Origin of the sequence: Citrobacter sp. Cpo126 (genome assembly GCF_030332445.1) — a bacterium.
GTDB classification, from domain to species: Bacteria; Pseudomonadota; Gammaproteobacteria; order Enterobacterales; family Enterobacteriaceae; genus Citrobacter; species Citrobacter portucalensis.
The window spans coordinates 132136-156601 of sequence record NZ_JAOWHT010000020.1; the positions used below are offsets into that span (position 1 = coordinate 132136).

21 protein-coding genes are annotated in these 24466 nt (G+C 53.3%); 5 read left to right on the forward strand and 16 right to left on the reverse strand.

Translation table 11 applies throughout. From position 1 onward, the window contains the following. Window positions 1-51: 51 nt before the first annotated feature. From murG to leuO, 14 genes are all read right to left on the reverse strand, one after another. A complete protein-coding gene (murG, locus tag OGY17_RS01400; RefSeq protein WP_003829528.1) occupies window positions 52-1119 on the reverse strand; it encodes an undecaprenyldiphospho-muramoylpentapeptide beta-N-acetylglucosaminyltransferase in 1068 nt (355 codons plus the stop codon). Further along, complete coding sequence (ftsW, locus tag OGY17_RS01405) at window positions 1116-2360, reverse strand: cell division protein FtsW (protein ID WP_003829529.1); 1245 nt, start codon at window positions 2358-2360, stop codon at window positions 1116-1118. The genes murG and ftsW overlap by 4 nt, the downstream gene beginning before the upstream one ends. After that, the gene (murD, locus tag OGY17_RS01410; protein ID WP_032942364.1) at window positions 2360-3676 is read right to left on the reverse strand and encodes a UDP-N-acetylmuramoyl-L-alanine--D-glutamate ligase; all 1317 of its coding nucleotides are present in this window, start codon (window positions 3674-3676) and stop codon (window positions 2360-2362) included. Before murD ends, ftsW begins: the two co-directional genes overlap by 1 nt. Before the next feature lie 2 nt (window positions 3677-3678). Next, a complete protein-coding gene (mraY, locus tag OGY17_RS01415; protein WP_003018774.1) occupies window positions 3679-4761 on the reverse strand; it encodes a phospho-N-acetylmuramoyl-pentapeptide-transferase in 1083 nt (360 codons plus the stop codon). Further along, the gene (murF, locus tag OGY17_RS01420; protein WP_286606273.1) at window positions 4755-6113 is read right to left on the reverse strand and encodes a UDP-N-acetylmuramoyl-tripeptide--D-alanyl-D-alanine ligase; all 1359 of its coding nucleotides are present in this window, start codon (window positions 6111-6113) and stop codon (window positions 4755-4757) included. The genes mraY and murF overlap by 7 nt, the downstream gene beginning before the upstream one ends. Beyond that, on the reverse strand, window positions 6110-7597 hold the full coding sequence (murE, locus tag OGY17_RS01425; RefSeq protein ID WP_008786196.1) for a UDP-N-acetylmuramoyl-L-alanyl-D-glutamate--2,6-diaminopimelate ligase: 1488 nt from the start codon (window positions 7595-7597) through the stop codon (window positions 6110-6112). The genes murF and murE overlap by 4 nt, the downstream gene beginning before the upstream one ends. Then, entirely contained in the window at window positions 7584-9350 is a 1767-nt protein-coding gene (ftsI, locus tag OGY17_RS01430; protein WP_003829538.1) for a peptidoglycan glycosyltransferase FtsI, read from the reverse strand. The genes murE and ftsI overlap by 14 nt, the downstream gene beginning before the upstream one ends. Window positions 9351-9365: 15 nt before the next feature. Continuing rightward, complete coding sequence (gene ftsL / locus OGY17_RS01435; protein WP_000625651.1) at window positions 9366-9731, reverse strand: cell division protein FtsL; 366 nt, start codon at window positions 9729-9731, stop codon at window positions 9366-9368. Beyond that, window positions 9728-10669 (reverse strand): 16S rRNA (cytosine(1402)-N(4))-methyltransferase RsmH, encoded by a 942-nt coding sequence (gene rsmH / locus OGY17_RS01440; protein ID WP_003018789.1) that lies wholly within the window; start codon window positions 10667-10669, stop codon window positions 9728-9730. Before rsmH ends, ftsL begins: the two co-directional genes overlap by 4 nt. A 1-nt stretch (window position 10670) precedes the next feature. Beyond that, window positions 10671-11129 carry a division/cell wall cluster transcriptional repressor MraZ gene (mraZ, locus tag OGY17_RS01445; RefSeq protein ID WP_003018792.1) on the reverse strand — a complete coding sequence of 153 codons (459 nt, stop codon included), beginning with the start codon at window positions 11127-11129 and terminating at the stop codon, window positions 10671-10673. Between the two features lie 612 nt (window positions 11130-11741). Continuing rightward, window positions 11742-12746, reverse strand: coding sequence for a catabolite repressor/activator (gene cra, locus OGY17_RS01450; RefSeq protein ID WP_003018794.1), 1005 nt, complete (start codon window positions 12744-12746; stop codon window positions 11742-11744). Between the two features lie 264 nt (window positions 12747-13010). Then, window positions 13011-13502 carry an acetolactate synthase small subunit gene (gene ilvN, locus OGY17_RS01455; RefSeq protein WP_003829566.1) on the reverse strand — a complete coding sequence of 164 codons (492 nt, stop codon included), beginning with the start codon at window positions 13500-13502 and terminating at the stop codon, window positions 13011-13013. A 2-nt stretch (window positions 13503-13504) separates the two neighbouring features. Beyond that, window positions 13505-15229: an acetolactate synthase 3 large subunit gene (ilvI, locus tag OGY17_RS01460; protein WP_286576402.1), complete on the reverse strand. Its 1725-nt coding sequence runs from the start codon at window positions 15227-15229 to the stop codon at window positions 13505-13507. Window positions 15230-15547: 318 nt separating this feature from the next. Further along, window positions 15548-16495, reverse strand: coding sequence for a transcriptional regulator LeuO (gene leuO / locus OGY17_RS01465; RefSeq protein ID WP_020996231.1), 948 nt, complete (start codon window positions 16493-16495; stop codon window positions 15548-15550). Between the two features lie 654 nt (window positions 16496-17149). On the opposite strand from leuO, the gene leuL reads away from it, so the two are divergent. The 5 genes from leuL (at window position 17150) to leuD (ending at window position 22008) form a co-directional block, all read left to right on the forward strand. Continuing rightward, window positions 17150-17236, forward strand: coding sequence for a leu operon leader peptide (gene leuL, locus OGY17_RS01470; RefSeq protein WP_048998978.1), 87 nt, complete (start codon window positions 17150-17152; stop codon window positions 17234-17236). 90 nt (window positions 17237-17326) lie between these two features. Further along, a complete protein-coding gene (leuA, locus tag OGY17_RS01475; protein WP_008786191.1) occupies window positions 17327-18898 on the forward strand; it encodes a 2-isopropylmalate synthase in 1572 nt (523 codons plus the stop codon). Further along, the gene (leuB, locus tag OGY17_RS01480; RefSeq protein WP_003829570.1) at window positions 18898-19989 is read left to right on the forward strand and encodes a 3-isopropylmalate dehydrogenase; all 1092 of its coding nucleotides are present in this window, start codon (window positions 18898-18900) and stop codon (window positions 19987-19989) included. Before leuA ends, leuB begins: the two co-directional genes overlap by 1 nt. Window positions 19990-19991: 2 nt before the next feature. Continuing rightward, the gene (gene leuC / locus OGY17_RS01485) at window positions 19992-21392 is read left to right on the forward strand and encodes a 3-isopropylmalate dehydratase large subunit (protein WP_032942358.1); all 1401 of its coding nucleotides are present in this window, start codon (window positions 19992-19994) and stop codon (window positions 21390-21392) included. Window positions 21393-21402: 10 nt separating this feature from the next. Beyond that, window positions 21403-22008, forward strand: a complete 606-nt coding sequence (gene leuD, locus OGY17_RS01490; protein WP_003829572.1) for a 3-isopropylmalate dehydratase small subunit — start codon at window positions 21403-21405, stop codon at window positions 22006-22008. A 45-nt stretch (window positions 22009-22053) separates the two neighbouring features. Here the strand turns inward: leuD and idnR are convergent, their stop codons facing one another. Further along, window positions 22054-23046: a DNA-binding transcriptional regulator IdnR gene (gene idnR, locus OGY17_RS01495; RefSeq protein WP_032944294.1), complete on the reverse strand. Its 993-nt coding sequence runs from the start codon at window positions 23044-23046 to the stop codon at window positions 22054-22056. Window positions 23047-23128: 82 nt separating this feature from the next. Then, entirely contained in the window at window positions 23129-24412 is a 1284-nt protein-coding gene (locus OGY17_RS01500) for an MFS transporter (protein WP_191215168.1), read from the reverse strand. Window positions 24413-24466: the final 54 nt, after the last annotated feature.

Below are 24466 nucleotides of genomic sequence, written 5' to 3' on the forward strand. Positions count from 1 at the left end.
TCTTTAGCCATTAACTTCTTAGTTCATGCGATGCAAAAGGCATCACCACAATTACGCCCGGGCAGCCCGGCTCACTTCATTAGCAACGCGCTCTGTAGCATCCGGAATGGAAGCGGCGCGCGCACGTTCTGCCATGGTTAATAAGGTTTCTCGCGACCACCCGGAAAGGGTGTTAGCGACGGCATCCACAGTAAACTGCGGCTGCTCAAGAATTTTGGCGGCGCCCGCTTTCTCCAGCGGCAGCGCATTCCAGTACTGCTGTCGGTCTTTGTGCTGGAAAGGCACAAACAGCGCAGGCAAACCTGCGGCGGCAATTTCGCTTACCGTCAGCGCGCCGGAGCGACAAACTACAACATCCGCCCACGCGTAGGCAGCTGCCATATCATCAATAAACTCAGTGACCTTGTGCTGCGGTTGTCCCGCGTCGGCATACGCCTGTTCAACGGTTTGCTGCGCGCCTTTGCCACTCTGATGCCAGATAGTCACCGCGTCACCAAGTTTTGCGGCAACCTGCGGCATCGTCTGGTTCAATACGCGTGCGCCCTGAGACCCCCCGACGACCAGCACACGAACCGGGCCTTCACGTCCAGCCAGACGCGCTTCGGGTAACGGCAGCGCCAGCACGTCCGTGCGTACCGGGTTCCCGACCACTTCCGCATTCGGGAAAGCGCCTGGGAAAGCCTGCATAACCTTCGTTGCAATCTTTGCCAGCCACTTGTTGGTTAATCCCGCAATGCCGTTCTGCTCATGCAGGACAACCGGAATGCCTAATGACCAGGCAGCCAGACCGCCAGGGCCGGACACGTAGCCGCCCATCCCCAGCACCACATCAGGCTTAAACTGCTTCATGATGGCGCGCGCCTGACGCCAGGCATTAAAAATACGCACGGGGGCGGCAAGCAGCGCGTTGACACCTTTGCCACGCAAACCGGAGATGCGAATAAAGTCAATTTCAATGCCATGCTTCGGCACTAAGTCCGCTTCCATACGATCGGCGGTGCCCAGCCAACGAACCTGCCAGCCCTGGGCCATTAAATGATGCGCGACCGCCAGCCCCGGGAACACATGCCCGCCGGTACCGCCTGCCATCACCATTAACCGCTTCGGTTGACCACTCATCGTGCACCTCGTGTAAACGCCTGGGCTTTTTCCAGACGCGTTTCATAATCAATACGTAACAAAAACATGATGGCCGTCGACATAATCAACAAACTGGAACCACCATAACTGATCAGCGGTAACGTCAGACCTTTTGTTGGCAGCATACCTGCTGCCGCGCCGACGTTTACCAGGGCCTGGAAGCTAAACCAAATCCCGATGGAGCAGGCTAAAAAGCCTGAAAAACGGTGGTCAATTTCCAGCGCTTTGCGGCCAATCGACATCGCGCGAAAAGCGACGAAGAATACCATTAAAAGTGCCAATACCACACCGATATAACCCAGCTCTTCCCCAATGATGGCGAAGATGAAGTCGGTGTGCGCTTCCGGTAAATACTCCAGTTTTTGCACTGAATTACCTAACCCCTGACCCCAAACCTCACCGCGACCAAAAGCCATCAGCGATTGCGTTAACTGATAGCCGCTGCCAAACGGATCTTCCCATGGGTTCCAGAAGGAGGTTACGCGGCGAATACGATACGGTTCGGCAAGGATCAGCAGCACCACCGCCGAAATCCCCATGCCGATAATGGCAATGAACTGCCACAGTTTCGCGCCAGCGAGAAACAGCATCGCCAGCGTCGTGACAAACAGCACCACCACCGTACCAAGGTCAGGCTGCGCCAGCAGTAAGACTGCCAGCACCAGAATCACACCCATCGGTTTTAAGAAGCCGCGCAGGTTATTACGCACTTCATCGACTTTACGCACCAGGTAGTTAGCGAGATAACAGAACAGCGACAGCTTGGTGAATTCCGCAGGCTGAATACGCAGTGGACCCAGCGCGATCCAGCGCGATGCCCCGTTAACGGAGCTCCCCACCACCAGCACGATCAACAACATGATGATCGAGGCGATCAGCATCGTCGTGCTGTACTTTTGCCAGAACTCCATCGGCAGACGCAGCGTCACCATCGCCAGACAGAACGCGAGGAAGATATACAGCGCGTCACGCTTAGCAAACAGGAAAGGATCGCCTGCCAGGCGTTGCCCTACAGGCATCGATGCCGATGTCACCATCACAAAACCGATCGCTGCCAGACCAAAAGTCAGCCACAGCAGCATGCGGTCATACATGATCAGGCTGTCCGCGTCTTTATCACGCGAAGCCATCACCCAGCCTTTAAGTGCCGCGAAGATCCACGCCAGGACACCCAGTCCCGGTACGCGCGGCATTTTCAGACGAGGGAGAGAGAATCGCATCAACCCAACTCCTTCGCTAAACGGGTAAAGACGTCACCGCGTTGCTCAAAGTTCTTGAACTGGTCAAGGCTGGCGCAGGCTGGCGACAGCAGCACCATATCGCCCGACTTCACACGCGGTGCGAGCAGACGCATTGCCTGCTCCATGGTTTCAGTGTGTTCCGCAACCTCAGGACGCAGAGCGGCAAGCTGCGCGCCATCGCGACCAAAGCAGTACAGACGAATGTTGTCGCCAGTCAGGTAGCGTTGCAGCGGCATAAAGTCGGCGGATTTCCCATCGCCGCCCAGCAGCAGGTGCAACGTACCGTCAACGTGCAGGCCATTCAGTGCCGCTTCGGTGCTGCCAACGTTGGTGGCTTTTGAGTCGTTGATCCAACGCACACCGTTATGATTCAGTACCAACTGGAAACGATGCGCCAGACCGGTAAAGGTAGTCAGCGCTTTCAGGCTGGATGCCCGCGGCAGACCCGCAGCATCCGCCAGCGCCAGCGCCGCCAGGGCGTTGGTATAGTTATGCTGGCCGGTAAGCGTCATCTCTTTCACGTTCAGGACTTTTTCACCCTTCACCCGCAGCCAGGTCTCACCCTGCTGACGATTGAGATGATAGTCACCCATGTTGATGCCAAAGCTCACGCAGCGCTCATCCGCCCCGCGAATCGGCATGGTCAGCGCATCATCGGCATTAACCACACACACTTTCGCATTCTCATAGACGCGCAGTTTGGCTGCACGGTACTGCTGCAAGCCAAACGGATACCTGTCCATATGATCTTCAGTGACGTTCAAAATGGTGGCGGCTACGGCCTGTAAGCTGGAGGTTGTCTCCAGCTGGAAGCTCGACAGCTCCAGTACATACAGCTCACGTTCGTCATCCAGCAACATCAGCGCGGGCAGGCCGATATTTCCGCCAACACCCACGTTCACACCAGCCGCTTTCGCCATTTCTCCCACCAACGTGGTGACGGTGCTTTTCCCGTTGGAACCGGTGATCGCGACGATCGGCGCCTGCGCTTCACGACAGAACAGCTCGATGTCACCGACAATTTCGATCCCTGCATCAGCAGCGGCGCTCAGCGAAGGATGCGCCAGGGCAATACCAGGGCTGGCGACGATAAGATCGGCGGCCAGCAGCCAATCATCATTCAGGCTGCCAACATGACGCTCAACCGCTTCCGGCAATTTATCCAGGCCAGGTGGCGTTGCGCGGGTATCCATCACACGCGGCGTCACGCCGCGCGCCAGAAAGAAATCCACGCAGGACAGCCCGGTCAGTCCCAGACCGATAATGACGACTTTTTTACCCTGGTAATCAGCCATGATTAACGTACCTTCAGCGTTGCCAGGCCAATCAGCACCAGCATCAGCGAAATAATCCAGAAGCGCACAATTACGCGCGGTTCCGGCCAGCCTTTCAGTTCATAGTGATGGTGAATCGGCGCCATACGGAAGATACGCTGCCCGCGCAGCTTAAAGGAGCCAACCTGCAGAATGACCGACAGCGTTTCCACAACAAATACGCCGCCCATGATTACCAGCAGGAACTCCTGACGCAGCAGCACGGCAATAATGCCCAGCGCGCCGCCCAGCGCCAGAGAACCGACGTCGCCCATAAAGACCTGCGCCGGATAGGTGTTAAACCACAGGAAGCCTAACCCCGCACCGACAATCGCCGTACAGACGATCACCAGTTCACCGGCATGGCGTAAATAGGGAATGTGCAGGTAGTTGGCAAAGTTCATGTTACCTGTAGCCCATGCCACCAGCGCAAAACCTGCGGCCACGAACACGGTCGGCATAATCGCCAGACCATCCAGGCCATCGGTGAGGTTTACCGCATTGCCAGTACCTACAATAACGAAGTACGCCAGCAGCACGTAGAACAGCCCCAATTGCGGCATGACATCTTTAAAGAACGGCACCACCAGCTCGGTAGCCGGGGTATCTTTACCGGCGAGGTACAGCGCAAAGGCTACACCCAGCGCAATCACCGACATCCAGAAGTACTTCCAGCGGGCAATCAACCCCTTGGTATCTTTGCGCACCACTTTGCGGTAGTCATCGACAAAACCGATAATGCCGTAGCCAATCAATACCACCAGCACGCACCATACATACGGGTTCGACGGATATGCCCACAACAGAACGGAGATAACAATCGCGGTGAGGATCATGATCCCGCCCATGGTTGGCGTACCACGTTTACTAAAGTGCGATTCCGGACCGTCGTTACGTACAACCTGTCCAAAGGACATTTTTTGCAAGCGGGCAATCATGCGCGGGCCCATCCACAAAGAGATGAACAGCGCGGTCAGCAGGCTGACGATGGCGCGAAACGTCAGATAGGAAAAGACGTTAAAGCCGGAATAATATTTGACCAAATGTTCGGCCAGCCAAACTAACATGTCCCATTCTCCTGTAATGCGCGTACTACCTCTTCCATGGCGGCACTACGTGAACCCTTCACTAAAATCGTCATGACCTGATGTTCTGCAATCAATGCTTTAAGATGCGCGGCCAGCGCGCTTTTATCCGCAAAATGTTCGCCAACGCCGCTGGCGTCGCTAATTGCCTGACTCAGTTTTCCTGTACTCAGTACACGGTCGATACCTGCTGCTTTCGCAGCAACACCTACCTGTACATGGCATGCTTCACTTTCTGCGCCAAGCTCTGCCATATCGCCAACGACCAGTACGCGATAGCCCGGCATTTCAGACAGCACCTGCACCGCTGCGGTCATCGAACCGACGTTCGCGTTATAGGAGTCATCCAGCAGCAGCTGATTTTCTGCGAGTTGAATCGGGAACAGACGTCCCGGTACCGCTTGCAGATCCTTCAAACCCGCTTTGATCGCCTCGTGCGTCGCGCCTACCGCCATAGAAAGCGCCGCCGCCGCAAGGGCGTTAGCGATATTGTGGCGACCCGGCAACGGCAGCAGGACATCAATGCTTCCGGTCGGCGTTTGCAGAGAAAATTCTGTGCCATGCGAGGTCACATGAACGTTGGTAGCAGAAAAGTCGCTGTTGGCCGCATTCGGGGAGAAGCGCCAGACTTTGCGTTCGCCGATGATGCTTTGCCAGTTCAACCAGTCGTTGTTGTCGGCATTCATAATGGCGATACCGTTCGCAGAAAGGCCGGTAAAAATCTCACCTTTTGCCTTCGCAACGCCCGCCAGAGAGCCGAAACCTTCCAGGTGCGCGGCGGCCAGATTGTTCACCAGCGCCGCTTCCGGACGCGTCAGGCCGACGGTCCAGGCGATTTCGCCCTGATGGTTGGCGCCGAGCTCAATCACGGCATAGTCGTAATCGTTATTTAAGCGCAGCAGCGTCATCGGTACGCCGATGTCGTTATTCAGATTGCCCGCGGTATATAGGGTGTTACCACACTGGCTCAGAATGGCAGCCGTCATCTCTTTGACGGACGTTTTACCGGATGAGCCGGTCAGCGCGACAACGCGCGCCGGAACCTGAGCGCGCACCCACGCCGCCAGTTCACCAAACGCCAAACGCGTATCTTTAACAATCAGCTGCGGCAGGTTGGTGTCCAACGGGCGGCTGACCAGCAGCGCACCCGCCCCGCTCTCTTGCGCTTTGTCTGCAAAATCATGGGCATCAAAGCGTTCGCCTTTCAGCGCCACAAACAGGCAGCCCGGCGTCACTTTACGCGTATCGGTTGTTACGGCATCAAGGGTAAGATCGGCCCCTTTCAGTTCGCCACTGAGGATCTCCGCCAGTTGGCTGAGCGTTACGCTAATCATGCGATAACCCCCAGCAGACGCGCTGCGGTCACGCGGTCAGAATAGTCGAGACGCTGCGAGCCGACGATCTGGTAATCTTCGTGACCTTTCCCGGCCACCAGCACCACGTCGTTTTCTTTCGCCTGCATAATGGCGTTTGTCACGGCTTCTGCGCGCCCTTCCATCACCTTCGCCTGTCCGGCATCCAGCATACCCGCCAGAATGTCGTTAATAATGGCGCGCGGCTCTTCGGTACGCGGGTTGTCATCAGTCACCACGACAACATCTGCAAACTGCTCGGCGATTGCGCCCATCAACGGACGTTTGCCTTTATCGCGATCGCCACCGCAGCCAAAGACGCACCACAGTTTGCCAGTACAGTGCAGACGTGCCGCCTGCAGCGCTTTTTCCAGCGCATCTGGCGTATGAGCGTAATCAACCACCACGGTGGTTTTACCCGGCGCGCTGAACACTTCCATACGTCCGCAAACCGGCTGCAATTGTGTCGCCGTTTTCAGTAAATCAGCTAACGGATAGCCCAGTGCCAACAGCGTTGCCAGCGCCAGCAAAAGATTGCTGACGTTAAACGCCCCCATCAGGCGGCTTTCAATTTCGCCGTCGCCCCATGAGGAGGTAAAACGAATCGTTGCCCCGCTGTCGTGATACTTCACGTCAACCGCTTTTAACCAACGACCATGACAGTTCGGGTTGATGTGGTCTTCCATCGAAACGGCAACCGCATCAGGGAGTTTCGCCAGCCAGCGACGCCCGACTTCATCATCCGCATTGACGATGGCCTGACCGCAATGGTGCGTGGAATACAGCAGCCATTTCGCAGCTTCGTAATGTTCCATGTCGCCGTGGTAGTCGAGATGGTCACGGCTTAAGTTAGTAAATACTGATGCGGCAAACTTCAGCGCCGCCACGCGATGCTGAACCAGGCCGTGTGAAGAGACTTCCATCGCGCCAACCGTTGCGCCCTGCGCAGCCAGCCCCGCCAGCACATGCTGGACATCAACGGCTGAACCGGTGGTATTTTCCGTCGGGATCACTTTGCCCAGCAGGCCATTACCTACTGTTCCCATTACCGCGCTGGTTTCGCCAAGCAGTTGGCTCCACTGGGCCAGCAATTGGGTGGTGGTGGTTTTACCGTTAGTCCCGGTTACACCGACCAGACGCATTTTCTCAGAAGGCTCGTGGTAAAAACGGCCCGCCAGTGCAGATAAACGTTCGTTAAGCTGACTGAGATAGATGACCGGAACGCCATGCATTTCACGGATTTCACCATCAGTAGCTTCATCTTTTGCTTCTGCAATAATGGCAGCCACACCTTGCGCTATCGCCTGCGGGATATACCGACGCCCGTCCGCCTGATGACCCAATACTGCGACAAACAGATCGCCTGATGCAGCCACACGGCTGTCAAGCGTCATCTCCCGCAGTGCTCGCTCCGGTGCACCCGGCACCCATGGAGCAAGAAGGTCGCGCAAATTACGATCTGCCACCTGTTGCCTCGCCTTGATTATTCACAAATTCATTTTTATCGCCCGTTGTCAGCGCATCCGGCTCGATGTTCATGGTGCGCAGTACGCCGCCCATGATGGCACCAAAGACCGGCGCGGAAACGGCGCCACCGTAGTATTTACCCGCCTGCGGATCGTTGATAACAACAACCAGCGCGAAGCGCGGCTGACTCGCAGGCGCAACGCCTGCGGTATAAGCAATGTATTTGTTGATGTAGCGGCCATCCGGCCCTACTTTTTTCGCTGTACCGGTTTTAATAGCGATGCGATAGCCTTTAATCGCCGCCTTCACGCCGCCGCCGCCCGGCAGCGCCACGCTTTCCATCATATGCACGACGGTACGCACGGTATCTTCCGGGAAGATACGCTCACCCGGAACAGGAGGGTCAACTTTGGTAATCGACAGTGGACGATAAACGCCGTAGCTGCCGATCGTTGCATAGACTCGCGCTAACTGTAACGGCGTTACCATTAGCCCGTAGCCGAAAGAGAAGGTGGCCCTCTCTATGTCAGACCACCGTTGTTTTTGAGGATATAAGCCACTGCGTTCTCCGACCAACCCCAAATTGGTCGCTTTTCCCAGCCCAAAACGTGAGTAAGTATCTACTAACGCTGAGGACGGCATCGCTAACGCCAGCTTGGAAACACCGACGTTACTCGACTTCTGCAAAACCCCTGTGAGGGTTAATTCGCTATAACGCGCCACGTCTTTGATTTCGTGGCCATTAATTCGGTAAGGGATAGTGTTAAGGACGGTATTTTCGCGTACCACGCCACGCTGCAGCGCGGTCATCACCACCATCGGTTTAACGGTAGAACCCGGTTCAAACACGTCGGTGATGGTACGGTTACGCATCGCGTCTTTTGGCGTACCGGTGAGATTGTTCGGGTTGTAGGACGGACTGTTGGCCATGGCCAGCACTTCACCGGTGTTTACATCCACCAGTACCGCACTGCCTGACTCCGCCTTGTTGAACGCCACGGCGTTATTCAGTTCACGGTAGACCAGTGCCTGTAAACGCTCATCAATGCTCAACGCGAGGTTATGCGCCGCCTGGCTGTCGGTAGAGGAGATATCTTCAATGACGCGGCCATAACGGTCTTTACGTACAATACGTTCGCCCGGTTGTCCGGTGAGCCACTTGTCGAAGCTCTTCTCTACGCCTTCAATCCCCTGGCTGTCGACGTTAGTAAAGCCGATGAGGTGAGCAGTCACTTCTCCGGAAGGATAGTAACGGCGGGATTCTTCGCGCAGGTGGATACCTGGCAGCTTCAGTTTCTTGATGTAGTCGGCCATGTCAGGGTTTACCTGACGCGCCAGATAGATGAAGCGCCCTTTCGGGTTGGCGTTAATGCGGGAAGCCAGTTGATCGAGCGGGAGATTCAGCGCGGTTGACAGCGCTCTCCAGCGTTCGCCAACGCTCACGCCGCCTGCATCATGTACTTCTTTCGGGTCGGCCCATATCGCTTTAACCGGAACGCTCACCGCCAGCGGGCGACCAGAGCGGTCGGTAATCATTCCGCGTGATGTAGACACTTCCTGGACGCGTAGAGAGCGCATATCACCCTGACGCACCAGCATGTCCGGCGCGATGATTTGCAGCCAGGCAACGCGCCCCAGCAGAAAACCCAGTGCCAGCAAAATACAGCCGCACAGTAACGCAAAACGCCAACTGATAAAGTTGGCTTGTTCTTCCTGGCGTTTTGGTTTGTGCGTTTTTGCCGCTGCTTTCATGCGTCGCGTTTATCCTTATTTTTGTACTACGATATTTTCTTGTGAGGGATCGACATGCTGCATTTGCAGCTTTTCCGTTGCGATCCGTTCAACACGGCTATGGTCGCCGAGCGCGTTCTCCTCAAGGATCAAGTTGCGCCATTCGATATCCAGCGCATCTCGCTCCAGAACCAGCTGCTCACGCTGCGCAGTCAGTAACCGCGTATGGTGTGCTGTTGTCACGACGGTAACCGCCGTCAAAATAATGCAAATGAACAGGCAGAGTGGCAGCTTCCCAAACCGCAAAAGATCGTCACCGATCACGCCAGGCAAGGCATGGCGCTCGTTGCTTCCTATCGATCCTTTAACTTTGCTGAGGGCTTCTGTCACTCTGCTGATCATGCGTTCGTCCTCTCTGCAATACGCAGAACTGAACTACGGGCACGAGGATTCTCAGCTACCTCTTCTTCACCCGGCATCATCTTGCCTAGTGCTCTTAACTCACGGCCGCCCAGCTTTTTGATCTGCGCTTCGGTCATCGGTATTCCAGCCGGTACCTGAGGACCACGGCTTTGTTCACGCATAAAGCGTTTCACAATGCGGTCTTCAAGCGAATGGAAACTGATGATCGAAAGGCGACCACCTGGAGCCAGCACGCTGAGCGAGCTTTTTAGCGCCTGCTCTATCTCCTCCAGTTCACTGTTCACCCAAATGCGCACCGCCTGGAAGGTACGGGTCGCGGGATGTTTGAATTTGTCCTTCACCGGCATTGCCGCTGCAATAACTTCCGCCAGCTCTTTGGTGCGGGTCATCGGTTCGATGCGGTTGCGCTCCACGATGGCGCGCGCAATGCGTTTGCCGAAGCGCTCTTCGCCAAAGGTTTTAATCACCCAGGCAATGTCTGCTTCATCGGCGGTTTGCAGCCATTCGGCCGCTGACTGACCGCGTGTTGGGTCCATACGCATATCTAACGGACCGTCACGCATAAACGAGAAACCGCGCTCTGCGTCATCGAGCTGCGGTGAAGAAACGCCGAGATCGAGAAGAATCCCGTCGATCTTACCGGTCAGTCCACGCTCGGCGACATAGTCAGCCAGCGCAGAGAAAGGTCCATGTACGATGGAGAAACGGGGATCGGTAATCGTTTTTGCAACGGCAATAGCCTGCGGATCGCGATCGATTGCCAGTAAACGTCCCTCTTCGCCAAGCTGGGAGAGGATCAGACGTGAGTGACCGCCGCGACCAAATGTCCCGTCAATGTAGATGCCGTCTGGACGAATATTCAGGCCGTTTACGGCTTCATCCAGCAACACCGTTGTATGTTTATAATTTTCCGTCATTTTATAGAGACAAATCCTGCAATCGTTCCGACAACGCGCCAGTAACAGACTGCTCAGCGTCGATATCTTCCTTGACCTGTTGATACCAGGTCGTTTCATCCCACAGCTCAAACTTATTGAACTGCCCAACCAGCATCACTTCTTTCGTTAGCCCTGCGTGTTGCCGCAGAATGGGCGCTATCAGTAATCGACCAGCGTTATCCATCTGACATTCGCTGGCATGACCCAACAATAAGCGCTGTACGCGACGCTCAACTGGATTCATGCTCGACAGACGCGATAGCTTCTGCTCGATTATTTCCCATTCAGGCAGGGGGTACAGCAGCAGGCACGGGTGATGGATGTCAATGGTGCAAACCATTTGACCGGTAGCGCTCTCAAGCAGTTGATCCCGATAACGGGTAGGCACGGATAAGCGCCCTTTACTGTCGAGATTAACTAACGTTGCTCCCCGGAACATGCCAGTCTCACCCCCAATTACCACTTTATCCCACAAATTCCCACTTAAAGGAGTTTACGGAGCGGAGGAAAACCTTGTCAAGCAAGTCGCGGCGCTTAGCGGAGCAAAAAACCCATTGTTTACGGCTAATATCAGCGTTGAACAAATTCCGTACAGCAAACGAAGCAAATTAACGTCATGAATATTTGTAAGAAAAAAATCCAACAACTCATCATTGTTTAAAACAACTGAATATCATCCAAAGAAAATATAAAGTGTCAGTTTGCGACGCGAGCGGCATTTTAGGACAATATGCAGCGAGTTAACAGTACCAGTTAATCGGTCTGTACGCCGCGCAGAGCCGAGGAAAGCACCAGATGGCCGCAATACGAGAGCAAAGTGTTTGTTAATTCGGCAAATCCATACAAGCATGTAACAAAATAATACAAGCGTAACGCGTCGTTACGTATCAATAACCCAAAAATGGATAGTTGCATTTTTAATTCGGGGTATTTCAAGAATGATTTCAGATAATTCTAAAGAATATTCTTAAATATAATGCGGTTATTTCTGAGAATAGAAAAATTGAAGACGTCAGAGGCTTATCCCGCCGACGTCATCAATTGAGGAAACTTAGTTACGGCTGAGAATACCGCGACGGTAGAGATTACGCCGTATACGCGTTAAACCTGGTTTTGGTTTACGCGGTTCGTCCAGACTTGCCAGTACAATCTCCAGCACGCGTTCTGCGACATCACGATGGCGCTGTGCCACTGCCAGTACCGGGCACTGCAGGAAGTCGAGCAGTTCGTGATCGCCAAAAGTCGCAATCGCTAAATCAGACGGCAGTTGCCCATCACGACGCAGGGTCACATCCATCACGCCCTGCAACAGGGCAAACGACGTGGTAAACAACGCCTGAGGCATTGGGTGCGTTTCCAGCCATTTATCAAACAGCTGCGCAGCCGCTTCCCGCTCATAGCTGTTGGCGTACAGGAAATGGACTTCACGCGGATCGTCCTTCCACGCGGTACGAAAACCCTGCTCGCGCAGGAAACTGACGGATAATTCAGGAAGCGCGCCCAGATAGAGGACGGTTTCAGCAGGGAATTTGCGTAACTCCTCTGCCAACATTTCCGCATCATCCTGATCCGCCCCCACAACGCTGGTAAAATGTTCGCGGTCCAGTGCACGGTCCAGCGCCACAATCGGGAATGAACTGTTTGCCCAGCGTTGGTAGAACGGATGCTCAGGCGGCAAAGAAGTCGACACAATAATGGCATCGACCTGGCGCTGTAAAAGATGCTCAATACAGCGCATTTCGTTATCCGGCTGATCTTCAGAGCAGGCAATCAACAGCTGATACCCACGCTGACGCGCCTGGCGTTCCAGATAGTTTGCGATCCGGGTATAGCTTGTGTTCTCAAGATCCGGGATCACCAGCCCGATAGAACGTGTGCGTCCAGCACGCAGCCCGGCCGCCACGGCATTCGGGTGGTAATTATGCTCACGCACCACCGCCATGACTTTTTCAACCGTTTTGTCGCTTACGCGATATTGCTTTGCTTTGCCATTAATAACGTAGCTTGCAGTCGTTCGCGAAACGCCGGCCAACCGAGCGATTTCATCCAGTTTCACAATTGCCCCTTGCGTAAAATGTACAAACCATAACCTTTTAGATGGCATGGGTTAAACTTCTTAACATCTAAGCGCAGAATAATGACTGCGGCAACCGCTTTTGTCTCTGGTTACTGCTGATTTCGCAAAAAAAAGCGCAGCAGGTAGCATCAGCGAAAGCGGGTTCGTTACCTGCAGGCAGGATAAGGCGTTTATGCCGCTATCCGGCATGACCTCCACGATGAGGCCTGATAGCGCTTTGCTTACCAGGCCTACGGTTGACGATTAGCGCATAATTTTATCGCCACGGGAGAGTCCCACCACACCGGAACGAGCAACTTCCACAATTTTGGCGACTTCACGCAAGGTTGCCAGAAACGCATCCAGCTTGTCGCTGGTGCCCGCCAGTTGTACGGTGTAGATAGACGGCGTCACGTCGATGATTTGCCCGCGGAAAATCTCCGTATTGCGTTTCACCTCTTCCCGGCCATAACCACTGGCCTGGATTTTCACCAGCATGATTTCTCGTTCAACGTGGGCACCCTGCCCCAGCTCGCTAACGCGCAGAACATCCACCAGTTTGTGGAGCTGCTTTTCGATCTGCTCAAGGACTTTCTCATCCCCTACCGTCTGAATCGTCATCCGCGATAAGGTGGGGTCGTCGGTCGGCGCGACGGTCAGGCTTTCAATGTTGTATCCACGCTGGGCGAAGAGGCCAATCACCCGCGACAATGCACCCGACTCATTTTCCAGCAATACTGATAATATCCGGCGCATAATCAGGTCCTCTCCGTTTTGCTTAGCCACATTTCATCCATCCCGCCCCCACGAATCTGCATCGGGTAGACATGCTCACTGCCGTCGACGGTGACGTCGACAAACACCAGGCGATGATTACGCACATGCTCCAGCGCTTCACCCAGCTTGCTCTCCAGTTCATCTGGATGATTAATCTGGATACCGATATGCCCATAAGCCTCAGCAAGGCGCACAAAATCGGGCAGCGACTGCATGTAAGACTGGGAGTGACGCCCGGAGTAGATCATGTCCTGCCATTGTTTGACCATGCCGAGATAACGGTTGTTAAGGTTGAGCACCAGCACCGGCAGTTCATACTGCAGCGCCGTCGACAGCTCCTGGATATTCATCTGAATGCTGCCATCCCCGGTGACGCACACTACCGTTTCATCCGGCAACGCCATTTTCACCCCTAACGCCGCAGGTAAACCGAATCCCATCGTGCCGAGGCCGCCTGAGTTAATCCAGCGACGCGGTTTATCGAACGGATAATAAAGTGCGGCAAACATCTGATGCTGGCCAACGTCAGAGGTCACATACGCTTCCCCTTTCGTCAGATGCCAGATGGTTTCAATCACCGCCTGCGGCTTAATGCTTTCGCTTTGCGTGTCGTATTTCAGACACTGACGGGCGCGCCAGTGCTCAATCTGTTGCCACCAGTCACGGTTATCATCCAGTGGCTGCTGTGATTTCTCTTGCTCCAGCAGTTCGAGCATTTGATCCAGCACCAGACGGGCATCACCCACAATCGGAATATCCGCAGTAACGGTTTTAGAAATAGAGGTCGGATCGATGTCGATATGCAGCACGGTCGCATTCGGACAGTATTTTGCCAGGTTATTTGTCGTTCGATCGTCAAAGCGAACGCCGACAGCAAAGATCACATCGGAATGATGCATGGTCATATTCGCTTCGTAGGTACCGTGCATCCCTAACATGCCCAGCGCCTGACGATGCGTGGCCGGAAACGCGCCCAACCCCATTAGCGAGGAGACAACCGGCAGATTCAGCGCTTCAGCAATCTGAGCTAACTGCTCATGGCAAGCAGCATTGACCGCGCCACCACCCACATAGACAACCGGTTTCTTCGCCGCGACCAGCGTCTGTAGCGCCCGTTTGATCTGTCCTTTATGCCCCGTCGTCGTCGGATTATACGAGCGCATACTCACCGAGTCCGGCCAGCTATAAGGCAGTTTCTTCGCCGGATTCAGAATATCCTTCGGCAAATCCACCACCACCGGCCCAGGACGACCGCTTGCTGCCAGCCAGAAGGCTTTTTTCAGCACCTGCGGGATATCTTCCGTTTGTTTGACCAGGAAGCTGTGTTTTACCACCGGGCGGGATATACCTACCATGTCGCACTCCTGGAAGGCATCGTAGCCAATCAGCGACGTTGCGACCTGTCCGGAGAGGATCACCAGCGGAATGGAATCCATGTAAGCCGTTGCGATTCCGGTAATCGCGTTGGTCGCCCCCGGTCCGGAGGTAACTAATACGACCCCCACTTCTCCCGTGGCACGCGCAAGGCCATCAGCCATATGTACCGCCGCTTGTTCATGGCGGACCAGCACATGATCAATACCTCCGACCGTATGCAGCGCATCATAAATATCGAGGACGGCCCCCCCGGGATAACCGAATACCTGCTTCACACCCTGATCGATGAGCGATCGGACGACCATCTCGGCTCCAGACAACATCTCCATGGCTTGCCTCACTCTTATAATGAATTACGGTTTAACAACACATTAACCGCTGACGATGACGCATGGCAATTGACTCCGAAGGGGTGTCACTGGAGTAAATAAGAATAAAAAGGAGGAAAGACGCGAATAAACGGAGAATTAAACCAGCATAAGCAATCAGTATGATAAATAATCGCTTAAAAATGGGAACTTACAGCAATTACTCTATTTTTTGACACTTTTGGACAGACGTAAAAAATAGAGTTCAGCATAAAATTTCAGTTATAAAGACAAAAGCAGAATAAACAGGATGTATTGTCCGGTTTACTCTGCCGAGTGCTACTGCTTACAAACGGAGACTAACAGCTCTTCCATCCATTGATGTCCTTTATCCCGGCCCGCGGCTTCATGCCAGGAAAGATAGCATGTGCGGCTGTTCAATTTTAACGGTAAAGGTAAGATCTGTAGTTCTAAAGAATCGGCAAATTCTTCTGCTAACCAACGCGGCGCAATAGAGACCAAATGCGTTTGCGACACAATATTAAGAACGCTAATTAATGCCATGCCCTGATAAGCTACGCAGGATTGTTTATCCGGTGTGTCATACCACGGTTGGCTGAATGATGCGAAGCGATCAAGTGACACCACCGCATGCTGTTCATTATAGACATCGCTTTCCAGTAACGGACCACTAATGCGCGGATGCTTTTTACTTGCGACTAACACCATTTCGTCATTGAATAACGGAATACTGGTAAATTCAGGACGACGGAATTCTTCATAGCTAATAACGAATTCTGTTTCCTGGTAACGTAATTGATGCTCTGTATTTTGATTGAGTGAAGATTTAAATACGACATGAATGTTTGGCGCTACTTGCTCAACCCGATTATAAATCAACGACGTCAGAATATTATCCAATGGGCTGCATACGCAAAGATTGAATACGCGCTCGCTGCTGGCTGGCTCAAAACCCGATCCAGGTAGTTCATTTTGCACTAATTGCAATGCCTGGCGAACAGAACCAAATAGCTGGAAAGCTCTTGCTGTCGGCTGGATACCGCGTCCATAACGAACAAAAAGCTCATCATTAAACATCACTTTCAGGCGCGCGACCGCATTACTGACAGCAGGTTGCGACATTCCTAAAGTATGCGCGGCACGGGTAATATTTTGTTCTTGCATCACCGCATCAAAGACGGTTAATAAATTAAGATCAACCATGCGAAGCTGTGGCTTCCCCATATCTATAATATTTGTTTTATCTATTATTTTTACTTCTGGCATATTTAACTCCACTGTCACTCTAAACTCCCTTTTCCCAGACGGAGTGAAGAAATAATCTCCGTTAATATGATTTACCATACATATAAGATGAGAAAAAGAAAAAACATTAAAATTAGGAAAACATAAAGGTACAAACCTAAATGAACAAAAGACCAATGCGAGCGCAGTGTGGCAGGTGTCACTGCACGGTGATTCATATGTTTAAATTTCAAAAACAATATAACCATAAGCATGGCGAATATACAATCATACGTATCGTGAATACGTATTTAAGTTTTAATTAAATGTTTATATTATTAATACATTAAAAGTTAACATTAATTTATCAATTATGTGGAGTCATACCGCACATAGCCATTCACGATTACTATAAAAACAGTCAAATCATAAAGATATGAAATCCCAAGAGCGACCTTTTCTTCAGTTCGCCGTTACAATAAATGCAAATAATTATGCTCAAATATGTCAAACCATGAAAAGTATGTACAACCATCAACTGATTAATTTTATGTACTCCGAAAAATTCAGCACAATTCGCTTAAGTTTTGCAGAAACTTCTCCCCTCAAGTAAGGCATTTGCAGAGGTGAGGGTTGACATCAGTCTTCATATCCAGTACCACTAAAAGCATATCGCATTCGCCTGGAGCTTAATTGATGACTTACATTGCTCGTTTTAACGGTCTACTACTACTAAACGCATCTTCATTGCGCGGTAGACTGGTGGACGACATTCAGCATTAAGTCAGCTCCAGTTAAGACAAAAACCCGCGCCGTTGCGCGGGTTTTTTTATGCTCGAAGCAAGGCGCCCTAAGTAACCAAGGACCTAAACCATGAGCCAGCAAGTCATTATTTTCGATACCACCTTACGCGATGGTGAACAGGCGTTACAGGCAAGCCTGAGTGTGAAAGAAAAACTGCAGATTGCGCTGGCCCTTGAGCGTATGGGCGTTGACGTGATGGAAGTAGGTTTCCCCGTTTCTTCACCGGGCGACTTTGAGTCAGTTCAGACCATTGCTCGTCAGGTTAAAAACAGCCGCGTTTGCGCCTTAGCCCGCTGCGTAGAAAAAGATATCGACGTCGCTGCAGAATCGCTGAAAGTCGCTGAAGCTTTCCGTATTCATACGTTTATCGCCACCTCGCCGATGCACATCGCGACGAAATTACGCAGTACGCTGGATGAGGTCATTGAGCGCGCGGTCTACATGGTTAAGCGTGCGCGTAATTATACCGATGACGTGGAGTTCTCCTGCGAAGATGCAGGCCGTACCCCTATCGCCGATCTGGCTCGCGTTGTTGAAGCTGCTATTAACGCGGGTGCCAAAACCATTAACATCCCTGATACCGTCGGTTACACCATGCCTTTCGAATTTGGGGCAATCATTTCTGGCTTGTATGAACGCGTACCAAATATCGATAAAGCCATCATCTCCGTACACACCCATGATGATTTGGGTTTGGGCGTAGGCAACGCACTGGCAGCCGTTCACGCCGGAGCGCGTCAGGTGGAAGGCGCGATGAACGGTATCGGCGAACGCGCCGGTAACTGCTCACTGGAAGAAGTGATCATGGCGATCAAGGTGCGTAAAGATATCCTGAATGTACAGACCCGCATCAATCACCAGGAGATCTGGCGTACCAGTCAGTTAGTCAGCCAAATCTGCAACATGCCAATTCCGGCAAACAAAGCCATTGTCGGTAGCGGCGCCTTTGCCCACTCCTCCGGCATCCATCAGGACGGCGTACTGAAAAACCGTGAAAACTACGAAATCATGACGCCTGAATCCATTGGTCTGAACCAGGTACAGTTGAACCTGACCTCCCGTTCCGGACGCGCCGCGGTGAAACACCGTATGGATGAGATGGGATATAAAGAAAATGAATACAGCCTGGACAACCTGTATGACGCATTCCTGAAACTGGCGGATAAAAAAGGTCAGGTATTTGATTACGACCTGGAAGCGCTGGCCTTCATTAATAAACAGCAGGAAGAACCAGAGCATTTCCGTCTGGATTACTTCAGCGTGCAGTCCGGCTCAAACGACATCGCCACCGCCTCCGTCAAGCTGGCCTGCGGTGACGAAGTCAAAGCCGAAGCGGCGAACGGTAACGGTCCGGTCGATGCTATTTATCAGGCCATCAACCGTGTAACTGAGTACAACATCGAACTGGTGAAATACAGCCTGACCGCCAAAGGGCACGGTAAAGATGCGCTGGGTCAGGTGGATATCGTTGCCAACTATAACGGTCGTCGTTTCCACGGCGTCGGTCTGGCGACAGATATCGTCGAATCTTCTGCTAAAGCGATGGTGCATGTGCTGAACAACATCTGGCGCGCCGAAGAAGTCGAAAAAGAATTGCAACGCAAAGCTCAGAACAACGAGAACAACAAGGAAACCGTGTGATGTCGAAGAATTATCATATTGCTGTTTTGCCGGGTGACGGTATTGGCCCGGAAGTAATGGCGCAAGCCCTGAAGGTACTGGACGCAATCCGCAACCGTTTTAACATGCGCATTACCACCAGCCACTACGACGTGGGTGGTGCCGCGATCGATAACCACGGTCAGCCGCTGCCACCTGCAACGGTTGAAGGCTGTGAACAAGCTGACGCCATTCTGTTTGGCTCCGTTGGCGGCCCGAAATGGGAAAACCTGCCGCCAAACCAGCAGCCAGAGCGTGGCGCACTGCTGCCATTGCGTAAGCACTTCAAATTATTCAGCAACCTGCGCCCGGCTAAGCTCTACCAGGGGCTGGAAGCGTTTTGCCCTCTGCGCGCAGATATTGCCGCGAACGGTTTCGACATCCTGTGCGTACGCGAACTGACTGGCGGGATTTACTTCGGTCAACCAAAAGGCCGCGAAGGCAGCGGACAACATGAAAAAGCTTTTGATACCGAGGTTTATCACCGTTTCGAGATCGAACGTATTGCGCGTATCGCGTTTGAATCCGCTCGCAAACGTCGCCGTAAAGTTACGTCGATTGATAAAGCTAACGTACTGCAAACGTCTATTCTGTGGCGCGAAATTGTCAATGAAATTGCTAATGAATACCCGGACGTTGAGCTGGCGCATATGTACATCGACAACGCGACTATGCAATTAATTAAAGATCCATCCCAGTTCGACGTGTTGCTGTGCTCTAACCTGTTTGGTGACATTCTGTCTGATGAGTGCGCCATGATCACCGGTTCAATGGGCATGTTACCGTCCGCCAGCCTGAATGAGCAGGGCTTCGGTTTGTACGAGCCTGCTGGCGGCTCCGCCCCGGACATCGCCGGGAAAAATATTGCCAACCCTATCGCCCAGATCCTGTCGCTGGCGCTGCTGCTGCGCTACAGCCTGGATGCCAATGATGCGGCAACCGCAATTGAGAGCGCCATCAACCGCGCATTAGAAGAAGGCATTCGCACCGGTGACTTAGCCCGTGGCGCTGCCGCAGTCAGTACCGATGAAATGGGCGACATCATTGCCCGTTACGTCGCAGAAGGGGTGTAATCATGGCCAAAACGTTGTACGAAAAATTGTTTGATGCGCACGTCGTCTTTGAGGCGCAAAACGAAACCCCACTGTTGTACATCGACAGGCATCTGGTGCATGAAGTGACCTCTCCGCAGGCGTTTGATGGTCTGCGCGCGCATGGCCGTCAGGTGCGCCAGCCAGGTAAAACCTTTGCCACCATGGATCACAACGTCTCGACCCAAACCAAAGACATCAACGCGTCGGGTGAGATGGCGCGCATCCAGATGCAGGAGCTGATTAAGAACTGTAACGAATTTGGCGTCGAGCTGTACGACCTGAACCATCCGTATCAGGGTATCGTTCACGTGATGGGACCAGAACAAGGCGTGACGTTGCCGGGTATGACCATCGTCTGCGGCGATTCCCACACCGCTACACACGGCGCGTTCGGCGCACTGGCGTTTGGCATTGGCACCTCTGAAGTTGAACACGTTCTGGCGACGCAGACCCTGAAACAGGGGCGCGCCAAAACCATGAAGATTGAAGTCAACGGTAAAGCAGCCGCTGGCATTACCGCCAAAGATATCGTGCTGGCGATTATCGGTAAAACCGGTAGCGCAGGCGGTACCGGACACGTGGTTGAGTTTTGTGGCGAAGCCATCCGTGCATTGAGCATGGAAGGCCGGATGACCCTGTGCAACATGGCCATTGAAATGGGCGCCAAAGCGGGTCTGGTTGCACCGGATGAAACGACCTTTAACTATGTTCAGGGTCGTTTACACGCACCGAAGGGCGAGGATTTTGACCACGCGGTTACATACTGGAAAACCCTGAAAACCGACGACAACGCGACGTTTGATACCGTCGTTACCCTGCAGGCAGAAGAGATCGCTCCGCAGGTCACCTGGGGAACAAACCCGGGTCAGGTCATCTCGGTGAACGATAATATTCCCGACCCGGCGTCATTTGCCGATCCCGTTGAGCGTGCATCAGCTGAAAAAGCGCTGGCGTATATGGGGCTGAAACCGGGTATTCCGTTAACGGAAGTGGCTATCGATAAAGTGTTCATCGGTTCCTGCACCAACTCGCGTATTGAAGATTTACGCGCCGCGGCAGAAATCGCCAAAGGGCGCAAAGTTGCGCCGGGCGTGCAGGCACTGGTGGTGCCGGGCTCTGGTCCGGTGAAAGCGCAGGCGGAAGCAGAAGGTCTGGATAAGATCTTTATCGAAGCCGGTTTTGAATGGCGTTTACCGGGCTGTTCCATGTGCCTGGCGATGAACAATGACCGCCTGAACCCAGGCGAACGCTGCGCATCCACCAGCAACCGTAATTTTGAAGGCCGTCAGGGCCGCGGTGGTCGCACGCATTTAGTCAGCCCGGCCATGGCCGCCGCTGCCGCCGTTACCGGTCATTTTGCCGACATTCGCAGCATCAAATAAGGAAACTACCATGGCAGAGAAATTTACCCAGCATACCGGCCTGGTTGTCCCACTGGATGCCGCCAACGTTGATACCGACGCAATTATCCCTAAACAGTTTTTGCAGAAGGTTACGCGCACCGGTTTTGGCGCCCATCTGTTTAACGACTGGCGTTTCCTGGACGAAAAGGGCCAACAGCCGAATCCTGAGTTCGTTTTAAACTTCCCGGAATATAAAGGGGCATCAATTCTGCTCGCACGGGAAAACTTTGGCTGCGGCTCTTCACGCGAACATGCGCCGTGGGCACTGACCGATTACGGCTTTAAAGTGGTGATCGCACCAAGCTTCGCCGACATCTTCTACGGCAACAGTTTCAATAACCAACTGTTGCCGGTGACCCTGAGCGACGCGCAGGTTGATGAAATGTTCGCGCTGGTGAAAGCCAATCCGGGCATTAAATTTGAAGTGGATCTGGAAGCGCAGGTGGTGAAAGCAGGCGATAAGTCCTACAGCTTTAAAATTGACGACTTCCGCCGTCACTGCATGCTGAACGGTCTGGACAGCATCGGGTTGACGCTGCAGCATGAAGCGGCCATCACCGAGTACGAAGACAAGCAGCCAGCATTTATGCAGTAATCTCTTCCGCTGGTCACCGCACGGTGGCCAGCCCTTTCTCTTCGCCTACAGCGTATCGCCGTAATAGATTTGGTAGCCAAGATTGACGCTGCCCGGCGCATCTTTCCCGTTCAAACGCTTAATCAGAATATCCGCCGCCGTTTTGCCAATCTCAAAGCGTGGCGTAATCACGCTGGCGATTTTTTGCAGCCGCGCACGGCCAATTTCCAGCCCGTGGAAACCGGCAATCGCCATTTTTCCCGGCACATCGTACTGCTGTGCCTGACACTCCAGCAGCGCGCCAACCGCCAGGTCATCGTTGGTACAGAAAATAGCGTCAATATCCGGCTTTTCCGCCATCGCCTGCTGGAACATCTTGCGGCCCAGCGCCACCGACGAAATAGTTTTTGGCGCCAGGTGGTACGCTTCCAGTCCCTGCGCCGCCAGCGCTTTCTCGGTGCCGCGAAAACGGCTAAGGTCTCGGGGGTCATCCATCGAGCCAAAGAAAGCAATGCTGCGTTTACCGCTGTCGATAAAAGCCTGCGTCATTTCAAACGCGGCTTTTTCGTTATCAAACCCAACCTGTATATCAAGATACTGGCCGCTAATATCCATCAGTTCCGCCACCGGTACGCCGCTGGCGCGCACGTACTGGATCATCCGCTCGGTATGCAGCTTTCCCGTGAGGATCAGGCCGTCGATATTGTAAGAGAGCAGGTTCAGCACCTCGCGTTCTTCACGCTCGGCATCATATTCGTAGTTGGCGATCAGCGTCTGGTACTGGCAGGCCGAGGTGACGGATTCAATCCCTGCCAGCACGTCGGCAAAGATCTGATTACGAAACGAGGGGATCAGCACACCAATGGTTTTGCTGCGTGCGTTGAGCAGAATTTCCGGGGCGCGGTTGGGGATGTAGTTGTTCTCTTCCATCACTTTCGAAATCAATTCGCGGCTGCGTTGCGACACCTGATTCGGGTCACGCAGATAACGGCTGACCGTCATCTTATTCAGCCCAGCCAGATTAGCGATATCCTGTAATGTCATCCGATTGTTTTTCATGAGGTTCTCTACGACCAACAGCCCATTATGCTCGCAGAGAACCTTATCACAGCCGGTTAGCGACTGCACTCCTCGCTCAACCTTAACGCGTAGCCATCTCAGCCGACGGCGACGTGGTTTCATTTTGCGCACGAACGCAGTACATCAGCACCACCGACGCCAGCAGAGCAATCGCCATGAAGGTGTAGGAGACGCCCGGCCCGCCGGTCACACCGTTGAGATAACCCACCAGCCACGCGCCGAGGAATGCCCCTAACGCGCCAAAACTGTTGATCATCCCCATCGACACGCCGGAGACGTTGCGCGGCAGCAGTTCGGGGATCAGCGCAAAGAACGGCCCGTAAGGCGCATACATACAGGCGGCGGCCACAACCAGCAGCGCGTAGGAGAGCCAGAAGGACTGGTTGCCCAACAGCCACGAGGCAAAAAACGCGATGGCGGCAATCAACAGCAGCGGCCAGATAAACAGCTTACGGTTCTGGAACTTATCGGACAGCCAGGAGACGGTCAGCATCAGGCAGATCGCCGCCAGATACGGCACCGCTGCCAGCCAGCCTACCGCCACAATGTCCATCTGAGCCGCATTTTTGAGGATTGACGGCATCCACATCATGAAGCCATACACGCCGATGCTCCACAGCGCATGCACCGCGCAAAGCATAATGACGCTGCGTGAACGCATCGCTTCACCGTAGTTACGCATCGGTTTGATGTCGCGCTGCTCGCGATCCATTGCCTGCTGTAATGCCTGTTTCTCCTGCTCGCTCAACCAGCCCGCTTCCGCTGGTTTGTCGCGTACCAGAATCACCCAGCAGAACGCCCAGATCACCGCCGGGATACCTTCGATAATAAACATTTCGCGCCAGCCCCAGGCTTCAATCAGGTAGCCGGAGACTATCGACATCCACAGCACTGTGACCGGGTTGCCGAGAATTAAAAAGGTGTTGGCGCGCGAGCGTTCAGTTTTGGTAAACCAGTTGCTGATATAAATCAGCATCGCGGGCATCACCGCTGCTTCGACGATGCCGAGAATAAAGCGGATCGCCATCAGCGTTGGGATATTGCTGACAAAGCCGGTCGCCGCGGCACAAAGCCCCCAAAGGATCAGGCTGTAAAAAATCATTTTGCGCACGCTACGCTTAACGGCGTATATCGCGCCCGGCACCTGGAAAAAGAAATAGCCCAGGAAGAATAACGCGCCAATTAACGATGCTGTTCCCTGAGTAATTCCTAAGTCATGTTCAATACCGGCGGCAGCGGCAAAGCCGTAATTGGCGCGGTCGAGATAAGCTAAGCTGTAGGTAATAAAAATAATCGGCATTAAATACCACCAGCGACGCGCTGGCAGTTTTGCGAGCATATTCATACTCACTCCTTGGATTATTGTTTTCGCTCAGGCCGCGCGTTGCGGCCCATTATT